Annotated in this window: 23 protein-coding genes and 1 tRNA gene; 15 read left to right on the top strand and 9 right to left on the bottom strand. The window is 31.3% G+C overall.

All coding sequences use genetic code 11. The features are described 5' to 3' along the window. Window positions 1–651: 651 nt before the first annotated feature. The gene (locus ACFFLS_RS17775; protein ID WP_379684172.1) at window positions 652–2,769 is read right to left on the bottom strand and encodes a glutamine--tRNA ligase/YqeY domain fusion protein; all 2,118 of its coding nucleotides are present in this window, start codon (window positions 2,767–2,769) and stop codon (window positions 652–654) included. Window positions 2,770–2,910: 141 nt separating this feature from the next. Here ACFFLS_RS17775 and ACFFLS_RS17770 point away from each other — a divergent pair, with 141 nt between their 5' ends. The 4 genes from ACFFLS_RS17770 (at window position 2,911) to ACFFLS_RS17755 (ending at window position 3,955) form a co-directional block, all read left to right on the top strand. Next, complete coding sequence (locus ACFFLS_RS17770; RefSeq protein WP_379684173.1) at window positions 2,911–3,132, top strand: hypothetical protein; 222 nt, start codon at window positions 2,911–2,913, stop codon at window positions 3,130–3,132. Continuing rightward, complete coding sequence (locus tag ACFFLS_RS17765; RefSeq protein WP_379684174.1) at window positions 3,132–3,428, top strand: hypothetical protein; 297 nt, start codon at window positions 3,132–3,134, stop codon at window positions 3,426–3,428. Before ACFFLS_RS17770 ends, ACFFLS_RS17765 begins: the two co-directional genes overlap by 1 nt. 2 nt (window positions 3,429–3,430) lie before the next feature. After that, window positions 3,431–3,790, top strand: a complete 360-nt coding sequence (folB, locus tag ACFFLS_RS17760; protein WP_379684175.1) for a dihydroneopterin aldolase — start codon at window positions 3,431–3,433, stop codon at window positions 3,788–3,790. Window positions 3,791–3,884: 94 nt separating this feature from the next. Beyond that, a tRNA-Cys gene (locus ACFFLS_RS17755) sits at window positions 3,885–3,955 on the top strand. 355 nt (window positions 3,956–4,310) lie between these two features. Here the strand turns inward: ACFFLS_RS17755 and ACFFLS_RS17750 are convergent. From ACFFLS_RS17750 to rnr, 3 genes are read right to left on the bottom strand one after another with little or no spacing between them, the layout of a single operon-like run. Next, the gene (locus ACFFLS_RS17750; RefSeq protein ID WP_379684176.1) at window positions 4,311–4,988 is read right to left on the bottom strand and encodes a LysE family translocator; all 678 of its coding nucleotides are present in this window, start codon (window positions 4,986–4,988) and stop codon (window positions 4,311–4,313) included. 14 nt (window positions 4,989–5,002) lie between these two features. Next, window positions 5,003–5,671, bottom strand: a complete 669-nt coding sequence (locus tag ACFFLS_RS17745; RefSeq protein WP_379684177.1) for a head GIN domain-containing protein — start codon at window positions 5,669–5,671, stop codon at window positions 5,003–5,005. 25 nt (window positions 5,672–5,696) lie between these two features. Beyond that, window positions 5,697–7,880 (bottom strand): ribonuclease R, encoded by a 2,184-nt coding sequence (gene rnr, locus ACFFLS_RS17740; RefSeq protein WP_379684178.1) that lies wholly within the window; start codon window positions 7,878–7,880, stop codon window positions 5,697–5,699. A 108-nt stretch (window positions 7,881–7,988) separates the two neighbouring features. Between rnr and ACFFLS_RS17735 the strand changes: the two genes are divergently transcribed. Together ACFFLS_RS17735 and rpiB are read left to right on the top strand one after the other, a co-directional pair. Next, the gene (locus ACFFLS_RS17735) at window positions 7,989–8,222 is read left to right on the top strand and encodes a DUF2007 domain-containing protein (protein WP_379684179.1); all 234 of its coding nucleotides are present in this window, start codon (window positions 7,989–7,991) and stop codon (window positions 8,220–8,222) included. A 790-nt stretch (window positions 8,223–9,012) separates the two neighbouring features. After that, window positions 9,013–9,444 (top strand): ribose 5-phosphate isomerase B, encoded by a 432-nt coding sequence (gene rpiB, locus ACFFLS_RS17730; protein WP_073415144.1) that lies wholly within the window; start codon window positions 9,013–9,015, stop codon window positions 9,442–9,444. A gap of 145 nt (window positions 9,445–9,589) precedes the next feature. Here rpiB and ACFFLS_RS17725 read toward each other — a convergent pair whose 3' ends face one another. Then, window positions 9,590–9,859 carry a DUF1294 domain-containing protein gene (locus ACFFLS_RS17725; RefSeq protein ID WP_379684180.1) on the bottom strand — a complete coding sequence of 90 codons (270 nt, stop codon included), beginning with the start codon at window positions 9,857–9,859 and terminating at the stop codon, window positions 9,590–9,592. A 117-nt stretch (window positions 9,860–9,976) separates the two neighbouring features. On the opposite strand from ACFFLS_RS17725, the gene ACFFLS_RS17720 reads away from it, so the two are divergent. Continuing rightward, window positions 9,977–12,100: a Tex family protein gene (locus tag ACFFLS_RS17720; RefSeq protein WP_379684181.1), complete on the top strand. Its 2,124-nt coding sequence runs from the start codon at window positions 9,977–9,979 to the stop codon at window positions 12,098–12,100. Window positions 12,101–12,178: 78 nt separating this feature from the next. Here the strand turns inward: ACFFLS_RS17720 and ACFFLS_RS17715 are convergent, their stop codons facing one another. Together ACFFLS_RS17715 and ACFFLS_RS17710 are read right to left on the bottom strand one after the other, a co-directional pair. Further along, window positions 12,179–13,582 (bottom strand): glycosyl hydrolase family 8, encoded by a 1,404-nt coding sequence (locus ACFFLS_RS17715; protein WP_379684182.1) that lies wholly within the window; start codon window positions 13,580–13,582, stop codon window positions 12,179–12,181. Window positions 13,583–13,796: 214 nt separating this feature from the next. Continuing rightward, complete coding sequence (locus ACFFLS_RS17710; RefSeq protein ID WP_379684183.1) at window positions 13,797–13,970, bottom strand: Sec-independent protein translocase subunit TatA/TatB; 174 nt, start codon at window positions 13,968–13,970, stop codon at window positions 13,797–13,799. Between the two features lie 271 nt (window positions 13,971–14,241). Between ACFFLS_RS17710 and ACFFLS_RS17705 the strand changes: the two genes are divergently transcribed. The 8 genes from ACFFLS_RS17705 (at window position 14,242) to ACFFLS_RS17670 (ending at window position 21,341) form a co-directional block, all read left to right on the top strand. Next, the gene (locus tag ACFFLS_RS17705; protein WP_379689558.1) at window positions 14,242–14,685 is read left to right on the top strand and encodes a peptidase; all 444 of its coding nucleotides are present in this window, start codon (window positions 14,242–14,244) and stop codon (window positions 14,683–14,685) included. 11 nt (window positions 14,686–14,696) lie between these two features. Next, on the top strand, window positions 14,697–16,181 hold the full coding sequence (locus ACFFLS_RS17700) for a GH3 auxin-responsive promoter family protein (RefSeq protein WP_379684185.1): 1,485 nt from the start codon (window positions 14,697–14,699) through the stop codon (window positions 16,179–16,181). A 99-nt stretch (window positions 16,182–16,280) separates the two neighbouring features. Next, window positions 16,281–16,535: a type II toxin-antitoxin system ParD family antitoxin gene (locus ACFFLS_RS17695; protein ID WP_379684186.1), complete on the top strand. Its 255-nt coding sequence runs from the start codon at window positions 16,281–16,283 to the stop codon at window positions 16,533–16,535. Then, window positions 16,525–16,821 (top strand): type II toxin-antitoxin system RelE/ParE family toxin, encoded by a 297-nt coding sequence (locus ACFFLS_RS17690; RefSeq protein ID WP_379684187.1) that lies wholly within the window; start codon window positions 16,525–16,527, stop codon window positions 16,819–16,821. Before ACFFLS_RS17695 ends, ACFFLS_RS17690 begins: the two co-directional genes overlap by 11 nt. 65 nt (window positions 16,822–16,886) lie before the next feature. Next, entirely contained in the window at window positions 16,887–18,575 is a 1,689-nt protein-coding gene (locus ACFFLS_RS17685; RefSeq protein WP_379684188.1) for a DUF6909 family protein, read from the top strand. Beyond that, window positions 18,576–19,571 carry a hypothetical protein gene (locus ACFFLS_RS17680; protein WP_379684189.1) on the top strand — a complete coding sequence of 332 codons (996 nt, stop codon included), beginning with the start codon at window positions 18,576–18,578 and terminating at the stop codon, window positions 19,569–19,571. A 16-nt stretch (window positions 19,572–19,587) separates the two neighbouring features. After that, on the top strand, window positions 19,588–20,103 hold the full coding sequence (locus tag ACFFLS_RS17675; protein WP_379684190.1) for a hypothetical protein: 516 nt from the start codon (window positions 19,588–19,590) through the stop codon (window positions 20,101–20,103). Window positions 20,104–20,135: 32 nt separating this feature from the next. Next, entirely contained in the window at window positions 20,136–21,341 is a 1,206-nt protein-coding gene (locus ACFFLS_RS17670; protein ID WP_379689557.1) for an O-antigen ligase family protein, read from the top strand. Here ACFFLS_RS17670 and ACFFLS_RS17665 read toward each other — a convergent pair. Together ACFFLS_RS17665 and ACFFLS_RS17660 are read right to left on the bottom strand one after the other, a co-directional pair. Further along, window positions 21,267–22,475, bottom strand: a complete 1,209-nt coding sequence (locus ACFFLS_RS17665) for an O-antigen ligase family protein (protein WP_379684192.1) — start codon at window positions 22,473–22,475, stop codon at window positions 21,267–21,269. The genes ACFFLS_RS17670 and ACFFLS_RS17665 overlap by 75 nt on opposite strands. Before the next feature lies 1 nt (window position 22,476). Then, a complete protein-coding gene (locus ACFFLS_RS17660; RefSeq protein WP_379684193.1) occupies window positions 22,477–23,715 on the bottom strand; it encodes an oligosaccharide flippase family protein in 1,239 nt (412 codons plus the stop codon). Window positions 23,716–23,758 lie beyond the last annotated feature (43 nt).

Below are 23,758 nucleotides of genomic sequence, written 5' to 3'. Positions count from 1 at the left end.
TTATAATTATAAAATTGAAGACAAAATACATAAAATAACAAAAAACTATAACTTTTAATTTTATAGTCATTTTTATAAATGATAGTTAAAAACTAAATTTTGATGAAAATAATAGCCGTAATTTATAATTAAAAAATTGAAGGCAAAATAATAAAATATAAGAAAAAACTTTATTTACTTTTTTTTGAAAGAAAATCGAAGTCAAAAAAACAAAAAATTGAAATAAAGAGTTTTAAGAAATGAAAAACAAAAAAAGGTCTTCTCTACTCGACTATTTTTTAATTTATCTTAAAAACAATTTATAGAGGTTACTTTTAATATATAAAATTAATTAAAAATATAAATATAATAGATTTTATAAATAATAAATATAATTAATTTAAAAAATAAATTAACATCAATAAAAACTATTTTATAAAATTTTTAGAGGTAAATCGCGATTCAAAAAGTAAAAAATTAAAATAAAGCCTTTTAATAAACTTAAATTCAAAAAATGAATAAGTTATCCAACAAGTTTATATTTTCTATTAAAATTAATTTATGAAAGTTATTTTTAATCTATAAAAATTATTAAATTTCATTTTTTAATAGTAAATCTATATAATAATAAAAAAGCGCTTATAAAAGCGCTTTTCATAAATTTAGTTGATATTACTTCTTTACCATTTCAGAAAGAATTTCAATTTCTCTTTCAGAAGCATTTTTTGGTGAATTTGAATATAATTTCAAAATTTCGTCATCATATTGATTTCTCAAACTTTCACTTTCAATATCTCTCAAATTCAAAAGTGCTTTTGATCTCACATACGTAGACTCACTTTTTAAAGACATTGAATATAATTTCTTAATATCTTCTTCTTCAAAATCTGTTGATTTCCAGTTTGAATATTTCAAAATAAACTGAGAAAACAACAGTGAAGCCTTATTATTGTTGATATTTTTCTTTAATGAATTCTGTAATAAAGAGAAACTAGAGATATTTTTGATGTTCTCCCCTATTGCACTTTCAATTGCAATTCTTTCTGGTTTAGTCTCAACTTTAAAATATTTGTTGATTTCTTTTAAAGAATTATTGATGCTGTTTTCTTCTTTTTTACCCTTTTCTTCCCAAGCATCTTTCAATCCAACAGTCTTGTTAAATACTAACTTTGAAGCAGTTGAATCTTTATCAACAGTAAAATAACCTAAACGTTGAAACTGGAATTTATCTTCATTTTGAACTGTTGCTAAACTTGGTTCAACATATCCAGTTACAATTTCTAATGAATTTGGATTCACAAAATCTAAGAAATTTTTCTCTTTATAACTGTCTGGAGCTTCATCTGTAAACAAACGATCGTACAAACGAACTTCTGCTTCTAAAGCATGTTGAATCGAAACCCAATGCAATGTTCCAGATACTTTTCTTTGACTTGCTTCTGTCCCACTTCCACTTAAAGAATCGGTATCATACGTTACATGAATTACAGTAATATTTCCTTCAGAATCTTTTACAACTGATTCACCTTTAATAATATAAGCATTTTTCAGACGAACTTCTTTTCCTAAAGTCAAACGGAAAAATTTAGCTGGAGCTTCTTCTAAAAAGTCTTCTCTTTCAATGTACAATTCACGTGAAAAAGGTACTTTTCTAAAACCAGCACTCTCATCTTCCTGATTGTTTTCAGCTTCTAACCATTCTTCTTTTCCTTCTGGATAATTGGTAATTACCAGTTTTACAGGATCCAAAACAGCCATTACACGAGGTGCAATTTTGTTCAAATCTTCACGAATACAGAATTCCAAAACCGATACATTGATCAAATTATCGCGTTTTGCAATACCAATTGTGTTCGCAAAATTACGTAAAGAAACAGCTGTATAACCACGTCTTCTTAATCCAGAAATGGTTGACATTCTTGGATCGTCCCAACCGTTAACATGCTTTTCCTTAACTAGTTGCTGTAATTTTCTTTTACTAACAACAGTATGTGATAGGTTACGTCTAGCAAATTCTCTTTGCTTTGGACGCAACTTATTATCATCAAAAATCTGATCTAAAAACCAATCGTATAATTCACGGTGAGGCAAGAATTCCAGTGTACAAAATGAGTGCGAAATCTGCTCTAAATAATCACTTTGTCCATGTGCCCAATCGTACATTGGATATATTTTCCAGGTATCTCCAGTTCTGTGATGATGTTTGTGTAAAATTCTGTACATAATTGGATCACGCATCAACATATTGGTTGATTTCATATCAATTTTGGCACGAAGAATATGTGTACCAGCCTCAAATTCACCGTTTTTCATTCTTTCGAATAAATCTAAGTTTTCTTCAACAGAACGATTTCTGTACGGACTGTCAGTTCCTGGAGTTGTTGGAGTTCCTTTTTGGATCGCCATTTCTTCAGAAGTCTGACTATCAACATACGCTTTATCTTTCTTAATTAATAAAACTGCCCAATCGTATAATTGTTGGAAATAATCTGATGCATAACATTCTTCTGCCCATTTGTAGCCTAGCCATTCTACATCTTTTTTAATAGCATCAACAAATTCCTGTTCTTCTTTTTCAGGATTTGTATCATCAAAACGTAAATTCACAGGAGATTGATAATCAATTCCTAAACCAAAATTTAGCGCAATAGAACTTGCGTGTCCGATGTGCAAATAACCATTTGGTTCTGGTGGAAAACGAAAGCGAAGTTTAGTATTTGAAAGACCTGATTTTACGTCTTCCTCTATGATTTGTTCAATAAAATTGAGTGATTTCTCTTCTGATGCCATTATTTTATAGTAATTTTAGCAAAGATAAAAAAAAGGTTTCAGGTTTCAGGTTTAAAGTTATCTAAGTCGCACAAAACATGAAATGTTAAACCTGAAACTCAAATTAATTTTATTCCTATTTTTGTTTAAATATTCAGAATTATGAGACAATTAACTGTTACAATTCCAGACGATTTCTACGAAACTTTTATTAGTTTTTTTAAACATGTTCCAGACGTTTCTATAGATGAAAATGTTGAGAATGAAATTCCATTATGGCAACAAGAAATGGTTTTAGATCGTATGAAGAATGCTAAGCCAGAGGATTTTATAAGTTGGGAAGAATCTAAAAAAAGACTCAATGCTAAATGGAATAAGAAGTAATGTTCGAAATAAATATTCTTTTAAGAGCTGAATTAGAAGTAGATGAAATTGCTGAATATTATGAATCTCTTTCTGATGGTTTAGGAACAAAATTTTTTAATGAATATCAAAAGTATGTAGATACTTTAAATACATTTCCATTTTTTGAAGAAAAGTATAATATAATTAGAACCTTACCTTTGAAAAAATTCCCATATACTATTCATTTTACAGTTGATGAAATTAACAAAATAGTTACAGTATATGCAGTAACATCCAATTACCAAAATCCAAACACTACAAGAATAAAATTATAAAAATGGGAGTTATTAAACTGAAAAATATCCGTACTTTTTCTTACCACGGATGTTTAATTGAAGAAGGAAAAATAGGATCTGATTACACGGTAGATCTAAAAATTAAAACAAATTTACAGAAATCGGCAGAAACAGATCATCTTTTAGATACTGTTGACTATGTTCATTTGAATAAAATTGTGACAGAAGAAATGGCAATTCGTTCGCATTTATTGGAACATGTTGCCAAAAGAATCAATATTCGAGTGCTCGAAGAGATAGAAACAGTAGAAAAAACAACAGTTTGGGTTTCTAAAATAAATCCGCCTATTGGTGGTGATGTTGAGTCAGTTACTATAAAAATGACGGAAATTAGAAAGTAGTATTCAAAATTAAAATCGTAAATTTTTAAAATAGTTACTTTGAAACTTTTGAAATTTAAAGATTTTAGTTACTTTTGCCAACCGTTCAAGTAATGGCGTCGTGGCCGAGCGGCTAGGCTGGGCTCTGCAAAAGCTCCTACTCCGGTTCGAATCCGGACGATGCCTCAAAAACCTCTAAAGCAATTTAGAGGTTTTTTTTATGTTTAATTTTTAGTAAAAATTAAGTAAAAATATATCAGTTCGAATCCGCACGATACCTCAAAACCTTCAAGAAAATTTGGAGTTTTTTATGGTCAAATTTTTCCACAATCTTGTCATTTCGACGAAGGGTAAATCACACTCGATATTCTATAAAGATTAGCAACATACTGTACGGAGTTTCTAGTGTGATTTCTCGTTCCTCGAAATGACAAACTAGACCTAAAAAACTTCTTTAAAAGTTCTAAAACCAATACTTATAAACACAAAAAAACCTCTGAAATTCAGAGGTTTAAATTTATATTTTTGAGTTATTAACAAACTACTTTTCAATCTTCTCAAAAGCATTTTTAACCATTTCTTTTTCTTTTGGAAACCATCCTTGAACCATTAAGGCAATTCCAAAAACCATCAAAACAACACTAATTACTTTTTTTATTTTTAGGATATTAACCGGAGTCATTCTTGACTTTAATTGTTTGGCCAATAGTATTTTAATACAGTCAATTAACAAATAAGTTATAATTACAGAAGTAAAAAATGTAAACATTCTAGTATTCTGCATTTCTAATTTTGGTCCGACAGAAATAATAACTGCCAACCAGAAGCCAAGAACTCCAATATTGATAACGTTGAGTAAAAAGCCTTTTATAAATAAGCTTCCGTAGTTTCTTTTAATGATATCACGATCTATTTCTTCATCATTTATTTTTTCTTCTTTTCTCAATCTTACAAAAGAAATAATTCCATATGCCAGCATGATGATACCTCCAAAAATAAATAATGCAGGTTTATCTTTTAAGCTCTGGATAAGTCTGTAACTTCCTAAGTATGCGATTGCTATAAAAAAAACATCACCTAGAACTACGCCAAAATCAAAAACTATCGCAGCTCTGAATCCTTTTGTAATACTGGTTTCTAATAATATAAAAAATACTGGACCAACCATAAAGCTCAAGAAAAGTCCCCATGGCAGTCCAGCCAGAATATCGTTTATCATTTAAAAATTATTATTTATTTTACCTGTTCAATCTTACCGCCAAAAACTTTTTTCTCATTAATTTGTTTCGGTTTTCCATAAATGTAAATAGAGCCTCCTGCGTTAACTTTTGCTTCTACAATGGTCGAAGCATTAACATCAGCTTTTCCGCCCGCAGAAACGCTTACTTTGGTCTGAGAAGTAGCCAATTTACTTGCTAGAAGATATCCTCCTGCTCCTAAACCTGCATCAACATTATCTGCTTTACCAGTTAATGTAATTTCTCCTCCCGATACAGAACTCACATTTAGTTTATCAACTTCCAAATCTACGTTAATTTTTCCTCCTTCTTGTGCGCTAACTTTAAAAGAAGTCGCTTTAATGGTTTCTTTGCTTGTAACTTCAGCTCCTTCATTAACATCTATCAGCTCAATATGTTTGTAATAAACAGTGATATCCAAATCATTACCAGATAAAAGTTTAGGAAAAGGCATTCTTAATTTTAATAAACCTTTTTTATTAACAACTTCTACTTCAGCTTCTCTAGCTCCTTTTATTACAATCTTATTTTCAGAAGACTGCACCAGTTTTACACTTAGTTTATCAAATACCTTAACAGAGTCAAAGTCTCCTAACTCCTTTGTAACTTGTCCAATAGACAATTGTGCTAGCAATAACGCTGCCCCTATGATTAATTTTTTCATACTTTTTCTTTTTAAATTTAATAAACTATTTAGCTCTTCGTAAAAAATGAAAATCTAATTGTTTTTTAACTAAATCGGCATTTTTTACTTTAACGTAAATTTCATCTCCTAATTGTAAAATACTTCCCGATGTCGCACCAACCAAGGCATATTGCTTTTCATCGAAAGTGTAATAATCATCTTTTATTTCTCGGATTCTTACCATTCCTTCACATTTGTTAGAAACGATTTCAACATAAATCCCCCATTCGGTAACACCAGAAATAACGCCAAGAAACTCTTCATCCTGATGATCCTGCATGTATTTAACCTGCATGTACTTGATACTGTCACGCTCAGCATTTGTTGCTAAGTTTTCCATATTAGAACAATGCAGCGATTTAGTTTCGTAAGCCTCTTCATCTACAGATTTGCCTCCGTCCAGATAATATTGCAACAAACGATGTACCATAACGTCTGGATATCTACGAATTGGCGAAGTAAAATGGCTGTAATAATCAAAAGCTAAACCATAATGTCCAATGTTATCTGTAGAATATTTAGCCTTGCTCATACTTCTAATTGCCAAAGTGTCAATAAGATTCTGCTCTTTTTTACCATTTACTTCTTCCATCAAAGAATTCAATGATTTGGCGATATCTCCTTTACTTCTAAAATCTAGTTTATAACCAAACTTAGAAATAACAGTTTGCATGGCGATTAATTTGTCTTCATTAGGTTCATCATGAATACGATACACAAAAGTTTTCTTTTGTTTTCCAATATATTCAGCCACTTTCCTATTAGCAAGAAGCATAAATTCTTCAATCAAATGATTGGCATCTTTTGCAATTTTAAAATAAACGCCTTCAGGTTCTCCTTCGGCATCCAGATTAAATTTAACTTCAACTTTATCAAAAGAAATTGCTCCATTCTGCATTCTTTTCTTTCTTAAAATCTTAGCGAGTTCATCCAGTTTTAAAGTAGCTTCAACAATTTCGTCTGCCACGACATACGATGCTCCAGTGATAGAAATATCAACCGGAATCGTGTTATCTCCTTTTGTTTCGATAATATGCTGTGCTTCTTCGTAAGCGAAACGCTGATCAGAATAAATCACTGTTCTTCCAAACCATTGATTGATTACCTGAGCTGTAGGCGAAACTTCAAATACAGCAGAAAATGTATATTTCTCCTCATTCGGACGAAGCGAACAAGCAAAATTAGACAGAACTTCAGGAAGCATTGGCACTACTCTATCGACCAAATAAACCGAAGTGGCTCTTTGATACGCTTCATCATCTAGAATCGTTCCTTCTTCTAAATAATACGAAACATCAGCAATATGAATTCCGATTTCGAAGTTTCCATTTTCTAACTTTTTGAAAGACAATGCATCATCAAAATCTTTTGCATCTTTTGGATCTATCGTAAACGTAAGTGTATCACGCATATCACGACGCTTTGCTATCTCAGATTCCTGAATCGAAGTATCCAGCTTTTGTGCAAAAACCTCTACTTCTACCGGAAATTCAGATGGCAATCCATATTCTGCTAAAATGGCATGAATCTCAGTATTGTGTTCTCCAGGTTTTCCGAGAACTCGAATTACAGATCCAAACGGACTGTCGGCTCTTTTTGGCCAGTCTTCAATCTTAACCAAAACAACGTCACCATTTTCTGCTTCTCCCAATTTATCTTTCGGAATAAAAATATCCGTGTACATTTTCGGATTGGCAGTAGAAACAAAAGCAAAATTGGCCTGAATATCAATTACTCCAACAAACTCGGTTTTGTCTCTTTCTAAAACTTCAATTACTTCACCTTCAGGTCTTTTTCCTTTTCTTCTGTTGTAAACGTAAACTTTAACTTTGTCTTTATCTAAAGCACGATTCAAATTATTGGTCGGAATAAAAACGTCTTCTTCAAATTCATCACAAATAAAATAAGCCGTTTTTCTGCTCGTCATATCTATTGTTCCTTCGTAATAATCCTGACTTACAGCCTTAACTAAATATTTTCCAGGTTCTGTTTCAATGATTTTTTTCTGAGAAGCCAAGATTTTCAAATCTTTTATAATCTGGTTTCTGCTTTTCGTATCGTCAAGTTCTAACTTTGCTGCTATCTGTTTGTAATTAAATGTTTTATTAGCACTCTGCGATAAAATTTTTAGTATTTTTCCTGAGAAATCCTTATCATTTTTTATCGGCTTTCTAATTTTCTTACTCATATATCTTTTCTTATAAAGTTTAAAATTACAAATAAGATATCAGATAATAGATTGCGGCAAATAGATTTATTCAAAATATTACTTCTTATCTTTACTAAAAGACCTAAAATGGAAAGCTTTAAAACAATCGCTATATTCAATTATCCGCACGAAACTGTTGTTCTACGCCATTTACTCGAACAGGAAGAAATTCCGCATTTTTTCGAAAACGAAATCACGCTTTCGGTCGTTCCACTCTACACAACTGCGCTGGGTGGCATCAAACTCAAAGTTCATCCCAACGATTTCGAACAAGTTCAGGCAATTCTGGACAATCTCAACAGTCCTCTCAAAATTGTCTGAAACAAATTCAAAACAAAGTAAAATTCAATTCAAAAAATTTTTTTTTCCTTTTCAACTTTTTTAGTTTTCAACATATATTAAATACAACAAAAAAGATTTTTAAAAATTTAAAAAAAATTTATGGTTATTATAGCTTGTTAATATGTCGAATAATTTTTTTTTTTGAGTCATTGAAATCTCGTTTTACTTATTTATTCTGAGTTATCAACATAGTTATTTTTAGTTAAATGATTAATTTATAAGACTTTTTCTATTTTAATTAACAACGGTTGACAACCAAAATTGAATTGATTTTGTAGATAAGTTGATATGTTGATTTCTGTTGAAAATGGTATTTTTGATATTGATAACTTTTCCAAAAATTCACGAAACTTTTCTTGCATATTTAATTTCACTTTTGGATTAGGTATTTTTTCGAAACAACCAAAAAAAACTTCTAATTTTCTTTTCGAACTTATTAACATTTTCTGTTAATTTAAAGTTAACTGAATATCAAGTGATTACAAAGTCGTATTAACACCTTAAAATTTTAACAAATATTTTGATTTTTATTCATTGATTTTGAGATACTTACAGAGTTATTAAAATTGTTAATAACCTATAAGCTTTTGAAAGTAAGATAGTTGTAATTATTGTTTTTTTGTTACGAATTGAACGAGTGAACACTAATTTATATTGGAATGTTTATATAGTATTTAAAAAGAAAAAAATTTGTGAAAATTAGTGTAATTCGTAGCGAACATCTATTTATTAAGTAAATTTGCATAACACAACTTAATAAGTATATAAAATGAAAATTTCGATAGGAAACGACCATGCTGGCCCTGAATATAAAAAAGCAATTGTTGCTATGCTTGAAGCAAAAGGTTATGAAGTAACAAATTACGGAACAGATACAGATGCTTCTGTAGATTATCCTGATTTTGGACACCCGGTTGCAAATGATGTATCTGAAGGAAAAGCCGATTTTGGAATCGTAATCTGTGGCAGCGGGAACGGAATTGCAATGACTGTTAACAAACACCCGAAAGTGAGAGCTGGCTTATGTTGGACTAAAGAAATCGCTTATTTAACACGTTTGCACAATGATGCGAATATTGTGAGTATTCCAGCGCGTTTTACATCGATTCCGCAAGCGGTCGAAATTGTTGAAACATTCCTGAATACAGCTTTTGAAGGTGGAAGACACCAAAACAGAGTGAATAAGATTGCTTGTTCGTAAAAAGTCAAAAAAAAATTCGGTGCTTCGCACCAATAACATAAAAACACACCGGGCGGATTTTTATATTCATCCGGTTTTTTATTTTAAGTACTTTATAATCAGTTTTTTATATTTATGAAATTGAGGTTATCAACAATGTTAATATCTATATATTGTGAGTCAATTTTAAGTAAATCAATACAGCTTGGACCAAAATTATGTACAGGAATTTCATAATAAATGTAGTTTTGCTCGTTTTATGTCTAAAGAAAAACATTCCGATTAACAAACCAATAGATCCGCCTATAAAAGCTAGAATAAATAAAGCGCTTTCTGGTATGCGTGAGTTGTGTCTTCTAGCTTGAAATTTATCATAACCAGTAAGGAGAAATGTAATGCTATTTACAAATAAAAAATAGAGTAATAAAACTTTCATGAGCTAAAAATTAAAAACAAAGATATTATTTTAGCAAAATTATTGATCAATGTACTTCGTTTTTTTTAACAAGTAAAATGTATCATTTTAAAAATAAGAATTTATTTCATTAAAAGTATGACTAATATTCAATTCATTGCCAAGTCTGTTCAGGCGCCCGCAGTTAGTATTCAAAACACAGTAAAATTATTAGAAGAAGATTGTACAATTCCATTTATTTCGCGTTACCGAAAAGATGCAACCGGAAATCTTGATGAAACTGTTATTGAGCAGATTGCAAAATTGCAAAAAGATTACGATACGTTGATAAAACGTAAAGATGCAGTTTTAAAATCGATCGAGGAGCAAAAAGCACTTACGCCAGAATTGAAGAAAAAAATCGAAGATAGTTTTGATTTACAAGAGATTGAAGATTTTTACCTTCCATATAAAAAGAAGAAAAAAACAAAAGCCGACGTGGCGCGCGAATTTGGTCTGGAACCTTTAGCAAAACTGATTATATCTGAAAGTGATGCCGATATCGATTTTATTTCGACGCAATACATCAATGAAAATGTTATCAATGAAGAAGCAGCAATTCAGGGCGCAAGAGACATTGTAGCCGAATGGATCAACGAAAATATTTATGTTCGTAAACAGCTTCGTAGATTGTATCAGCGAAAAGCGACGATTGCTACAAAAGTGGTAAAAAAGAAAGCCGAAGAAGAAGGAGCAAAAAAATTCGATCAGTATTTTGATTGGGAAGAGCCGTTGACAAAAGCGCCAGCACACCGTTTATTAGCGATGCTTCGTGCAGAAAATGAAGGTTTTATAAAAATGAAAATAGATGTTGATATCGACGATGCCTACGATGTTATTGACGAAATCATCATTAAAAAACAAAATAATACAACAGCTCATTTACAGCTTGCGATTGAAGATAGTTATAAACGTTTGTTGAATCCGGCGATTGGAAATGAGACTTTACAAGAAGCAAAAGCAAAAGCCGATGCTAACTCGATTCAGGTTTTTGCTAATAATCTAGGTCAGTTATTATTAGCGCCGCCATTAGGCGAAAAACGAATTTTAGCAATCGACCCAGGATTTAGAAGTGGCTGTAAAGTAGTTTGTTTAGACGAAAAAGGTGATTTATTATACAACGAAACGATTTATCCGCACGCGCCTCAAAATGAAGAATCAATGGCAATCAAGAAAATCCGTTCTATGGTAAATGCGTATCAAATTGATGCGATTTCGATTGGTAACGGAACGGCTTCAAGAGAAACAGAATTTTTCATCAAAAAAATCGCGTTTGACAAACCAATTCAGGTTTTTATTGTTTCTGAGGCTGGAGCTTCGGTTTATTCGGCTTCAAAAATTGCTAGAGAAGAATTTCCAAACTACGATGTAACGGTTCGTGGCTCAGTTTCTATCGGGCGACGACTTTCAGATCCTTTGGCCGAATTGGTAAAAATCGACCCAAAAGCAATTGGAGTGGGACAATACCAGCACGATGTTGACCAGACAAAATTAAAAGAAGAATTAGATAATACGGTAATTCGCTGCGTAAACTCGGTTGGAATCAATATCAACACAGCAAGTAAACATTTGTTGAGTTATGTGAGTGGAATCGGGGAGAAGCTGGCCGAAAACATCGTACAATACCGTTCTGAAAACGGACCTTTTGAAGATAGGAAACAACTGAAAAAAGTGCCTCGTTTAGGAGATAAAGCCTATCAGCAAGGAGCGGCGTTTATTAGAATCACAAATGCTAAAAATCCGCTGGATAATTCGGCAGTGCATCCGGAGGCTTATCCAGTTGTTGAAAAGATGGCGAAAGATTTGAATATTTCTTTGAATGACTTAATTGCAAATAAAGAAAAAACAGCGCTTATTAAGCCTGAAAAGTATGTAACACCAGAAATTGGTTTATTAACGCTGAAAGACATCATTAAAGAGCTTGAAAAACCAGGATTGGATCCAAGAAAGTCGGCGAAGGTTTTTGAGTTCGATGCGAATGTAAAATCGATTAAAGATTTGAAAACGGGAATGATTTTACCAGGAATTGTTAATAACATCACGAACTTCGGCTGTTTTGTTGATATCGGAATCAAAGAAAGTGGATTGGTTCACATTTCACAGTTAAAAGCCGGATTTGTGAGTGATGTAAACGAAGTGGTAAAATTACACCAGCATGTTGATGTGAAAGTGACTGAGGTTGATGAAGATAGAAAGAGAATTCAGTTGACGATGATATTATAGAAAATCCAAATTCCAAAAATGGAATAATAAAAAAACTCCCAAATTACAACAGTAATTTGGGAGTTTCTATTTTTAGTATCAATTCAAAATCACTTTTTTGGTAATACTTTTAAATTCATCGTTTGATATTTTTACAAAGTAAACTCCTGATGCTTGATTCTCCAGATTTATTTCTGTTGTTTCAGAAGTTGATTTTTGCTGGAGGATTACACTTCCTGAAGGTGAAATCACTGAAATAGTTGATCGCTGAGGTGCGTTAATCGTGATTCTATCAGCGCTCGGATTTGGAAAAAGCGTAACAGTAGATTTTTCAATATCAAAAGTATCATTAGACAGAGTGGCATTTAATGGCAAATAGAAATTACCTGTTAACAGAAAGGTGTATAATGTTTTTAAGGTGTGGTTAAAATAGCTGTTTGGCTCGTTTAGGTTTTTTAGATCATTATAAGAAGCATCAAGATGTGTTTGATTTTCGCCTCCCATAGCCGCGCAGGCAAACGCACCCACAAAAGTAGCATTGTGCCATTGACCAGTTACAGAGCCGTTTTGGCTATAACCATCTTTGATATTGGCAGAACCGCCCAGATTTACACGTACAAAGTCAGATGTTTTTTTTGAATAGGTTTTTGCTTCTGTTGTGCCGTACCAAAGATAATCGATAGCGATTCTCCAAGGAGTTCTGGCTGCATCATACTGATAATTTCTACCACCATTAGCATATTGTCCCGCTTGAGGATCAGAAGAATGCGCTCCAGAAGCTTCGCACCAGTCAGAAACAAGACCGCCTGCCGCATTGTTTACAGTGAGATTATTGTTGATAACAGTGTAAGCTTTGGCTGCAACCTGATTCCAAAATGCGCTGTCGTTGGTATAAGCGCCGAATGCTCTGTAATAAGCAGGCGAAAAGTAGGAAGGATTAGTAATTGAGCTTCCGCCAAATTGATCTCCGGGTTTTAGTACATAGGTATTTGCTTCGACTTCGTAATTTTTGATTGCCGCAATCAGAGTTTTAGCATTATTTTTATAATTAATGGTTCCTGTACTTGCCCATTGATAATCGGCAACAATAAGAGCTATAGCGGCATCTAGTTCGGCATCGGTTGCACCGTTGTGGCCAGCAGTTCCAGAACAGCCATTGATTTTCCAGTTCATTACACCGTTTCCGTTTACATTGTCTTTATAGTAAAGCCAAAGACCATCAAAAAGCGTTTTGTCGCCTTTGTAAGCAGAAAGCAGCATTCCGTAGGCAATACCTTCAGAAACTGTTTCCCAAGAATTATCAAATTTTACTCTGAATCTTCCGTTAGAACAGGCTTCAACAAAATTCATTTTCCAAGTGTCGTAACTTGTTTGGGCATCTTGGCTGTTTCTGGCCGATGCCATGAGTCCGTTTCCATAAACCTTATTGGCGGGAAATGGCTGTGTTTGCGACTGGCTTTCTGTGATACACAAAAATGCCATAGCTAAAAGCAGGTTTTTCATAATTTTTAAAATTTAGGGCGCCTAAAAGTAAGATTATTTTCCTTAAATAAAAATAGAATAGTATAATTTACATTTCTTAACCGCTAAATAATTTTTAGATTTCTAGTCTTTTATGAATATATTTCCATGCTTTAAATCAGTATTTGGTATAAAAAAAATCCCGAATTACAGATAATTAATCTGTAATTCGGGATTTTGATAAGTTGAAAAGTTACTATTTCGTTTCTTCTTCTTTTTTCACAGTAGGCTGATCGTCTTTTGCAGCGTTTTTAAATTCTTTAATACCGCTTCCCAAACCTTTCATAAGTTCTGGAATTTTTTTACCTCCAAAAAGTAAAATTACAATAGCTACTATAACAAGGATTTCTGTAAGACCTAATCTTCCCATGGTTGTATATTTTGTGCCGAAGCAAATTGTTTTCTGAATTATTCCGCAAAGGTATATAGAAATATACGAACTAAATGTATTTTTGGTTCAAAATATTTGTTTTTTACAGCGTTAAATATTTTATAAAATTAAAAAATTTATTATATTACTAAAATTCTCACGCCTGCTTCAATCCGATTAATTACTATATTTGCTCGTATACTAGAGTTATGAAGAAAAAAAAAAAGGCACTTTCAGAAAAAAATTATTTACAAAAAACCGATTGGTAATTTTGAATGAAAACACGTTTGAAGAGATTTTTTCGTTTAAACTCAACCTAATGAATGTCTTTGTGACTTTTACACTCGGAGGAATTTTTCTCATATCTGTTACAACTTTTATTATTGCTTTTACTCCTTTACGCGAATTTATTCCAGGTTATTCTTCGACCGAATTGAAAAGAAATGCAACAAAACTGGCAATCAAATCAGATTCGTTGGAAACAGCATTAAAACAAAATGAAGCCTATATAAGAGGAATCCAAAAAGTTTTGAAAGGAGAACTTGATTACGCAAAATTTGATAAAGACTCTATTCTTGCAGAAAATACAGAAGTTCCCGATGGTCTTAACATGAAAGCGACTGATGTAGAAATTAAGCTTCGTGAAGAAGTAGCCAAAACAGAGCAGGAAATCAAAGAAAAAAACAAAAATAAAAAGAAGACTGACAAAAAATAATACCATAAAGAATGTCAATTAAATCTGTAGCGGCCAAAATATTTGCCGGCAAAATATATCGTCAGACTCAAAAATGGGCAAAAAAACCGGTAGAGACCCAGCAAAAAGTTTTTAATAATTTAATTAGAAATGCAAAGCAGACCGAGTTTGGAAAAGACCATTATTTTGAAAATATCAAAAATATAGAAGACTTTCAGAAACACGTTCCGGTTCGGGATTATGAAGATCTGAAACCTTATATAGAGAAAGTTGTAAAAGGGGAGGAGCATATACTCTGGAAAGGAAAACCTATTTATTTTGCAAAAACTTCTGGTACAACCTCGGGAGCAAAATTCATTCCGCTAACCAAAGAATCTATGCCTGCACACATTGAGGCGGCGCGAAATGCGATTCTGCATTATATTTACGAAACTGGAAACAGTAAATTTGTTGACGGAAAAATGATTTTCCTGCAAGGAAGTCCAATTTTGACTGAAAAATACGGAATCAAATTTGGACGTCTGTCTGGAATTGTTGCGCATTTTGTTCCAAAATATTTGCAAAGAAACAGAATGCCTTCGTGGGAAACGAATTGTATCGACGACTGGGAAACCAAGGTAGACGCTATTGTAGATGAAACTATAGTAGAGGATATGTCTGTTATTTCTGGAATTCCGTCTTGGGTTCAGATGTATTTTGAGCGTTTGGAACAAAAAAGCGGCGGAAAGAAGATTGGCGAAATATTCAAAAACTTTAATTTGTTCATTTACGGAGGTGTTAATTACGAGCCTTACCGAGCAAAATTTGAAAATATTATTGGAAGAAAAGTAGACAGTATTGAGCTGTTTCCTGCTTCTGAAGGTTTTTTTGCTTATCAGGATTCGCAAAAAGAAAAAGGAATGCTTTTGCTTTTGAATTCCGGAATTTTCTATGAATTTATTAAAGCGGATGAGTTTTTTACAGAAAACCCAAAAGCGCTTACAATTGGAGAAGTTGAAATCGGCGTAAACTATGTTCTGATTATTTCTACCAATGCTGGGCTTTGGCGTTACAATATTGGCGATACGGTTCAGTTTACTTCTTTGTCTCCGTATCGTGTAATCGTTTCGGGGAGAATTAAACATTATATTTCTGCTTTTGGCGAACACGTAATTGCCAATGAGGTTGAAAACGCAATAAAAGAAGCTACAGCCGGAACCAATATTGTTATCAGTGAATTTACTGTTGCACCACAAATTACGCCCACTAGCGGACTTCCGTATCACGAATGGTTTGTAGAATTTGAACAGGAACCAGAAAATGCAGACGCTTTCGCGGAAGCGCTGGACAATTCGATGAGAAAGCAAAACATTTACTACGATGATTTGATTACAGGAAATGTTTTAAGAAAAGTGGTTGTTACCAAAGTATCCAAAAATGGATTTCAGGAATATATGAAATCTCAAGGAAAATTGGGAGGACAGAATAAGATTCCGAGATTGTCCAATGACAGGAAAATTGCGGATAATTTGAGATAAAAATTATCTAACAAGTTGATATTAAATAAACTTTAAATTAAAAGTGTTTTTATTGAAAAAATACCAAGAATTGGTATATTTGATAAAAAATAAATAATCATGGCAAAGAATACATCAATATTGTTAGGAGATTATTTTGATAATTTTATTAATTCACAAGTAAAAACAGGTCGATTTACATCTGCAAGTGAAGTCATTCGAGCTGCATTGAGAATGTTTGAAGAAGAACAAACCAAAAGTGAGGAACTAGTAAAAGAATTAAAAAAAGGAGAAAAATCAGGATTTGTAAAAGATTTTGATCGTGAATCTTTTATAAAAAATCTTCACGAAAAGCATATTAAAAATGAATTATAAGATTAGTATAGAAGCATCTTATGATTTAGAAAAAATTTGGCTTTATACTTTTGATACTTGGTCTGCCGAACAAGCGGACAGATACTTAAAGTTGATATTGGATGAAATAGAATACTTATGTTTAAAACCTAATTCAGGAAAAGATTTTAGTCATATTAGAAAAGGTTATTTTAGGACTAAAGTAAAGTCACATTTAATATTTTATAAAATAAACATCAAACAAAACGAAATAGAAATTATTAGAGTTTTGCATCAAATAATGGACATTGAAAATCATCTTAAATAATAGATTATAAAAGAATTATCTTTTGATAAAATTTTCCTAAAAGAAGATTTTAAAATAAAAAATACATGAAAGAAACCAAACATATATCAAGATCAAGAGCGCAGGAATCGTCTGCGGCTATTGAAAAAATGTACATTACAATGCGTCATTTGTTCAACCGCGGTTTTTATAAACCAATGGGAGTTTCGGGTGACAGCCTTCGCGAATCGTTATTGGCTTTACGCCCAGAAATTTATGGTAATATCGCGGAAGAAAAGGTAGAACTTAACGGACTTTTGTACGTTATAGAACGTCTTCCGATTGGAATCGAACAATGCCGTTTTATCAATCTGACTTCAGATGAAGGTTATTCTAAATCGCATTTTCAGCCAATTGTTCCACCAAAAAGAAGAAGAAACTGCTACAGAATCGATGAAGAACAAATGAATGTTGAAATTACACGTGGTCGTTCTGACATTTACGATATCCTGACACATTTGACTTTTATTTTTATAGAATCGCATAAAATCAAAAACAGGGTTTTATTAGACGATGGCGGCGAAGTTTCTAGAGATTGGCAGAAATTGGAACAGGCTATTATGCAGCCTAAAAAGCTTTCGCAGATTGAGAAAGAAAAAGCCATTTCGCATGTTGCCAATATTTTGGCCCGAACTTTTGAGGAAGTATTGGATATCTATGACGCTTTCGGATCCGAAAATGCTCCAGATCGTTTCCTACATGTCATTTACTGGCTCGGAAAATTGGCGATTGAAGAAGTAATTGAGAATAATAAACGCACAATTACTTTTAGTCCAGTTCTTAGAGAAAGATTGGGACATCACATTCATGGTGAAATTTGGGCAACCAATATCAAAGAAGTCTTAAAAGAGAATAACCTTTTAAAAAGACCAATTCACGTTATCAGTGCGAATATGCACAGTGTAATGAATTCGATTTTTGCAACACCTTTGTTAAAAACAAAATTCAAAGACAAATCAGATTTCTTTATTTACGAAGAATTAAGTAAATCGGGAGCAAAAGAAACTAGAAGTATAGTAGAAGAACTTGCTTTGAAAAACGGAATGATTTCGCTGCCAGATTGTTCAGGTACCAATATTGATGTGCAGATTTTTGATACGGCAAAAATTAATTGGTCAAAAACGGCATTTCCGTATGCAAATATCGACGAAGAAAAGCCAGTTATCATTGTAATGGATTATGCTTTTGGGGAGCAAGCTTACGAAACTATTGACGAGCTTTTGAAACCTTACAAAAAAGACACTTTACTTAATGTAAAATCGGTTTCGATTATGGGTAAAGCCGGAATCCTCGAAGGCGGAAAAGGAGATATCATGATTCCGTCGGCACATATAAACGAAGGGACAGCTGATAATTATTTCTTCGAAAATGAATTAACAGGAGCCATGTTTGAAGGAAATGATATTGCCGTTTTTGAAGGAGCTATGGTTACGGTTTTAGGAACTTCGTTGCAAAACAGGGATTTACTAAAATTCTTTCACGAATCGACTTGGGGCGTAATTGGTCTCGAAATGGAAGGATCTTATTATCAGAAAGCAATACAGTCGGCATCTAAAATCAGAAAAAGCGTGCCACATGATATCAAAGTCCGTTACGCGTATTATGCTTCTGATAATCCTCTGGAAACCGGAAGTACACTGGCTTCAGGCGGACTAGGAACTACCGGCGTAAAACCTACTTATTTGATTACGATTAAAATTCTAGAGCAGATTTTCAATATAAAACCAGCTGTATAAATGAGTACAAAATCGCCTCAAAATATAGAAGATCAAGAAGTTGATTTAGTAATGATTTCAAAAAAAATTAATAACTTTTTTGGAAGAGTGAATGCTTCAATTTTTAACGGCATCCGGTTTTTTGTTCGAAACTGGATTATTGTCCTGACTTTGGTTGTAATTGGCTTTGGACTTGGCTGCTATTTAGACTCAACAAGAAAATCTTATAGCAATCAAATTATTGTAGAACCAAATTTTGAGAGTGTAGATTATTTATATTCTAAAATTGACCTATTGCAATCAAAAGTAATTTCGAGCGATACCGTTTTTCTAAAAAATGTTGTTGGAGTTAAAAATCCAAAACTCATTAAAAAAATCCAAATCAAACCAATCGTTGAAGCATATAAGTTTGTAGATAACAAAGAGCGTAATTTTCAATTATTAGAACTTATGGCTGAAAACGGTGATATCAATAAAATTTTGGTTGATACCTTAACCAGTAAAAATTACAGATACCATACTATTTCATTTACAACAAGTAGAGTTGGAGAAGATAAAGATTTTACTGTACCAATTTTAAGTTTTTTAAATAATTCAGAATATTTCAATACTATTCAAAAAATTGAATTAAAAAATTTACAGACTAATATTATCCAAAATGATTCTATCATAAAACAGATTAATATAGTATTAAGTAATTTTTCTAGTGTAACAAAAGGAGCTCAAAAGAATGATAAACTGATATATTATAATGAAAATACGCAGTTGAATGAACTTATAAAAACCAAACAAGCTCTAATAGAAGAACAAGGTAGAAACAGACTTAAATTGATCAATTACGAAAAAACAATCAAAGAAATTAGTAGTACAATCAATTTAAAAAGTAAAAATTCAATCAATAGTAAGTTGAGGTTCTATCTTCCAGTTTTATTTATTTTGCTTTTTGTATTCGTAAATTCATTTAAAGCATTTTACAGAAAGCAGCTTTTACTGTTAGAAAACGAAAAAAACAAATAATATAATTTTAAAATAAATGAAATTAAAAATCATTTCAATCTTTGTTCTAATTGCTTTACTAATATCATCTTGTGGAAAAAAAGAAGAAAGCGTAGTAAGAAAAAAAGATGTTTTTACTGTTACTATTGAAGCTGTTTTTGCAAAGAATGATAAACTACAGATTTTTTATTTACCGGAAGGTGGAGAATGGAAAGACGAAAATTCAATTTTTAGACCCGTTTATGCATCAAACGAAATGCAAAAAATTGTAATCAATTTTCCTGATAAGGTTTTTCCTGAAAATATTCGGGTAGATTTAGGTTACAATCCTACTCAACAAAATATTACTATCAAAAATATTACTATCAGACATAATTCGAAAGTAATTGATGGAGATTTTGAAGCGTACAAAAAATATTTTTATGGTAATGAATTTGTTACCTGGGATCCAAATTACTTCGGTTACAAATTACTTCAGGTTAATAATCAATATGATCCCTTTTTGATGGGTAATAACGAGTTAAAGGATGAATTACAAAGACTTAAATACTAGATACTTACAAGTAAAAAGATAAATAAAAAAAGATGCGTTTTAATTTTAAACTTATTTTGAATAACGAAAAAATTAGAGAGTATCTTTTTTTTATTGGACTGTTATTTTTAGTATATCTGCCCAAAGGAGGTTTCAAAATCGCTGGAATCCCTTTTACTTGGGGATATCTTTATTTGGGTTTTCTTTTTTTACTTTTGATATTGATATTGCTGGATAAAAGGACTTTTTTAGTCAAGTCAAAACACTTTATTTGTTATTTGGCTACTTTGCCATTTGTGCTGTATTTTTCTTTAAATCTCATTTTTAGAGGATATTCGGGTTCTTTAGGAAATCTGGTGGCATTCTACGTCAGTTTTGCATTTTTACCTTTACTTTTTTATCTGTTTTTAAGTCCATTTTTAAAGAAAATAAAGTCTTTTTATATAGAAGAGAAGATAGTTCAGGCCGTATTTTTGGTTTCCTTATATGGCATTTTATTGTTTGTTTTTAAACAAGTTACAGGACATTATATTGAAATTCCTTATGTTACTGTAAATGCTGGTGATTTGGGAACACTAGAAGGGAAGTACAATATGAGAGGTTCACTTTATAAGCTGATTTCTACTTATAACAATGGAAATATTTTTGGGGTTTGTATTTTAATGATGTTTCCAATTTTCCATCAAAAAAATACTTCCAAGATAAAACTAATCATCGTAATTTTGGCATTGATACTTACTTTATCAAGAACCGTATGGCTTGGGTTGTTGTTTTATTTTGTACTTATTTACAAAGACAGCATTTTCAGACTGATTAAAATTTATGCTTTGTTGGGATTAATTTTGGTTGTTATCGGGACATTCTTCATGAACAGGTATTTTCAATACGGATCATTGTCAGGATTCATTTTAGATTCAAAATTAGGAGGAAGAATTGAGCAAATTAGACAATTGAGCGGTTTAAGTTTTTTTGGAAGCCAAACCTTCAAGTTTATTGAAGAAATTGTGTATCTGTCAATTTTCAAACAACTTGGTTTTGTTGGAATAATATTGTTCTGTCTTTCTTTTTTTATGCCTGTTTATATTGCTATTTCAACCCGAAACAATAATTATCTTTATTTAGTTAGTTGCATGATTTATTTGTTTGTTTGTTGCAGTGATGGCTGTATGCTTTACATACCAACATTAGTATTTTTCTATTTCGTTTCTAGTATGATTTTTATTTCCAAGAATAGAACCGAGAAGCAAAATATCACATAGAAAATAACTGTATATTCCATATTGTCTTACCAGAATGTTTTCTGTTATAAAAGAAACTGCAAATAAAATGGTTATAGATAAATACAAGTAATTCTGGTTTTTAACAGCGTATTTTATTTTTACAAATAAGGTCGAAATAAAAGCCAAAAGCATAAAAACTCCGCCTTTTAATAAAAAATCAAGATATTGATTGTGCGAGTTTATTTTAAATTTTGTTAGTTCCAAACTATGAAAAGGAACATAACATTCATTTAATTTTTCCTGAATCAGATTAAAATCCATTCCCATGAAATTGGAATCATAAATTAATCTGGAACTGCAGGACCAAGCGGCGTATCGTGTCGAATTTTTAAACGAATTTTCAAATAGGAATTGAATATCTTCTATATATCGTTTGGATAATAAAACGACAGCTAAAACGGCAAATAATACTAAGAAAAGCACTTTTTTTGAAATTGTTTTGTTCTGCTTTTTTAATAATAAAAATCGAACACCTGAAATAATAATAAGTCCAACAACAATATTTCGGGAATTATAAATGATTAATCCAGAAAAAAGAAGAATAAACATTATAAAAAACAGCACCTTTTTAGAAATAGGAAACTGTTTAAAAGATGAGGTTAAATCTGCTAAAAATAAAATGGCAATTGCTATCCACAAACAGATATAAGTTCCATGTATTTTATTATAAAATTCTAAATTGTAACGAGCTAAATACCAGTCAAAATGATGATTTGGGATATCATAAATATAAAAGGCTAAAAAAAATAAACACAATAAACTCAAAGAAATGCTGTAGGCAAATTGTATTTTTTTTAAGTCTTTTGAAAATGATTTGGCCTGATATAAATAAATACTTAAGAGAGGAATAACAAATAAAAGCAAACTTTCGGCAATAAGTTTGAAACTTTTGGAACTAAAAAAAAGAGTATAATAAAAAGCTAAAATGACAAAAGAAAATAAAAACGGAGCATTTTTTTTGGAAACCTTAAAGTCTTCATATTTAGCAAAACTTATTAATAATAAAGCTGTTACCATCATCATGATAGATTGAAAAGCTTCTACAAAATAAATAAGAGAAGAAAATACAAACAAATAGAATATCGGCTTAATAAGCTTTTTAGAAAAATTCATTTTAGTCAATTTTATTCTTGAAAAAATTTAATTCGTCACTTTTAATTATAGCAAAATTCAGGTAAGCAGTTATAAATATTTCGGTTAAAATTAAAGAAACCACAATACCATAGACTTTCATAAAATGACATAAGACAAACGATAGTATGATATTAATAATCAGCCCATAAAGATGGGCATTAAAGTAGGTGCTTTTTTTATGATGAAGTAACAATGACATGTAAGCAGACTGATTGAGTGCACTAATAAGCGGAATTGGAGCAAGGTAAATAAGATAGATAGAAGAATTTGAGGTAAATTCAGAACTTAAAATACTAATGATTAAATTTGGAAAAACGATTAATAAAACTCCTCCAAAACCATACATTAAAAAATAGAACCAAAAAACAGATTTCAGTAAATGATTAAGTTTCTTAATTTTTGAGATTCCAATTTCACAAGCCTTAAAATAAACTCCTTGAAATAATACACTAATTGATTGTTTGCAAAGCATTATAATTTTTTCGGCAACATTATAAATTCCCACGACAGTATGGTCAAAAAATATGCTTAGAATTATTGTGCTTGAATTCATAAGTGCACAAATCGTAACGTTGGTTAAAAACAATTTATGACCAAAAACAAGTTCTTTGTAAACTTCAGATATTGCAGTCAAATTATATTTAAAATCACACTTTTTAATTAAAAATAAAGTGGAGAAAATGAAAATGAGAATATCTGATATTCCCAGATAGTAAAAAACAAACTGATAATCTTCTTTTTCTACAAGAGTTAAAAAAATCAGTGCAATACAGACAATTTTTACAACAGAATTGATAATAAAATAAGGAAAAACTTTATCCAATCCGATAAAGAAACACAGGTTGTTTTGAGATCTTGAAAACAGAAATACCAACAATGAAAATGAAAAAATCAGATTGTATTTTATTTCAGAGCATAAAATATAAGCAAGCAATAAAAGAACAGATGGAAGAAATATAGCAATCTTGCAATTAATGATTTTCGAAATATATTGGTTGATTAAGTTTATGTCATTTTTTACTTTCTGAATTTCTATTGGCGCAAATGCATACCAAGAATAATCAAATAAAACAGAAACAATATTGATAAATGCTAGAGATACTGCAATTAAACCGTAAGTATCAATTCCAAATGTTTTTATATAAAATGGAATTAATAACAATGGAAACAATAAATTGATAAAATTTATTCCAAAGCTCAATGATATGTTTTTAAGCACTATATAGTTTGTTGTTAAATTTTAAACGGAAAGTTGATTTTTT

Origin of the sequence: Flavobacterium procerum (assembly GCF_042431625.1) — a bacterium.
Lineage (GTDB): Bacteria > Bacteroidota > Bacteroidia > Flavobacteriales > Flavobacteriaceae > Flavobacterium > Flavobacterium procerum.
The sequence above is the reverse complement of the archived record's forward strand: the minus strand, read 5'-3'. Positions and strand labels throughout refer to the sequence as shown.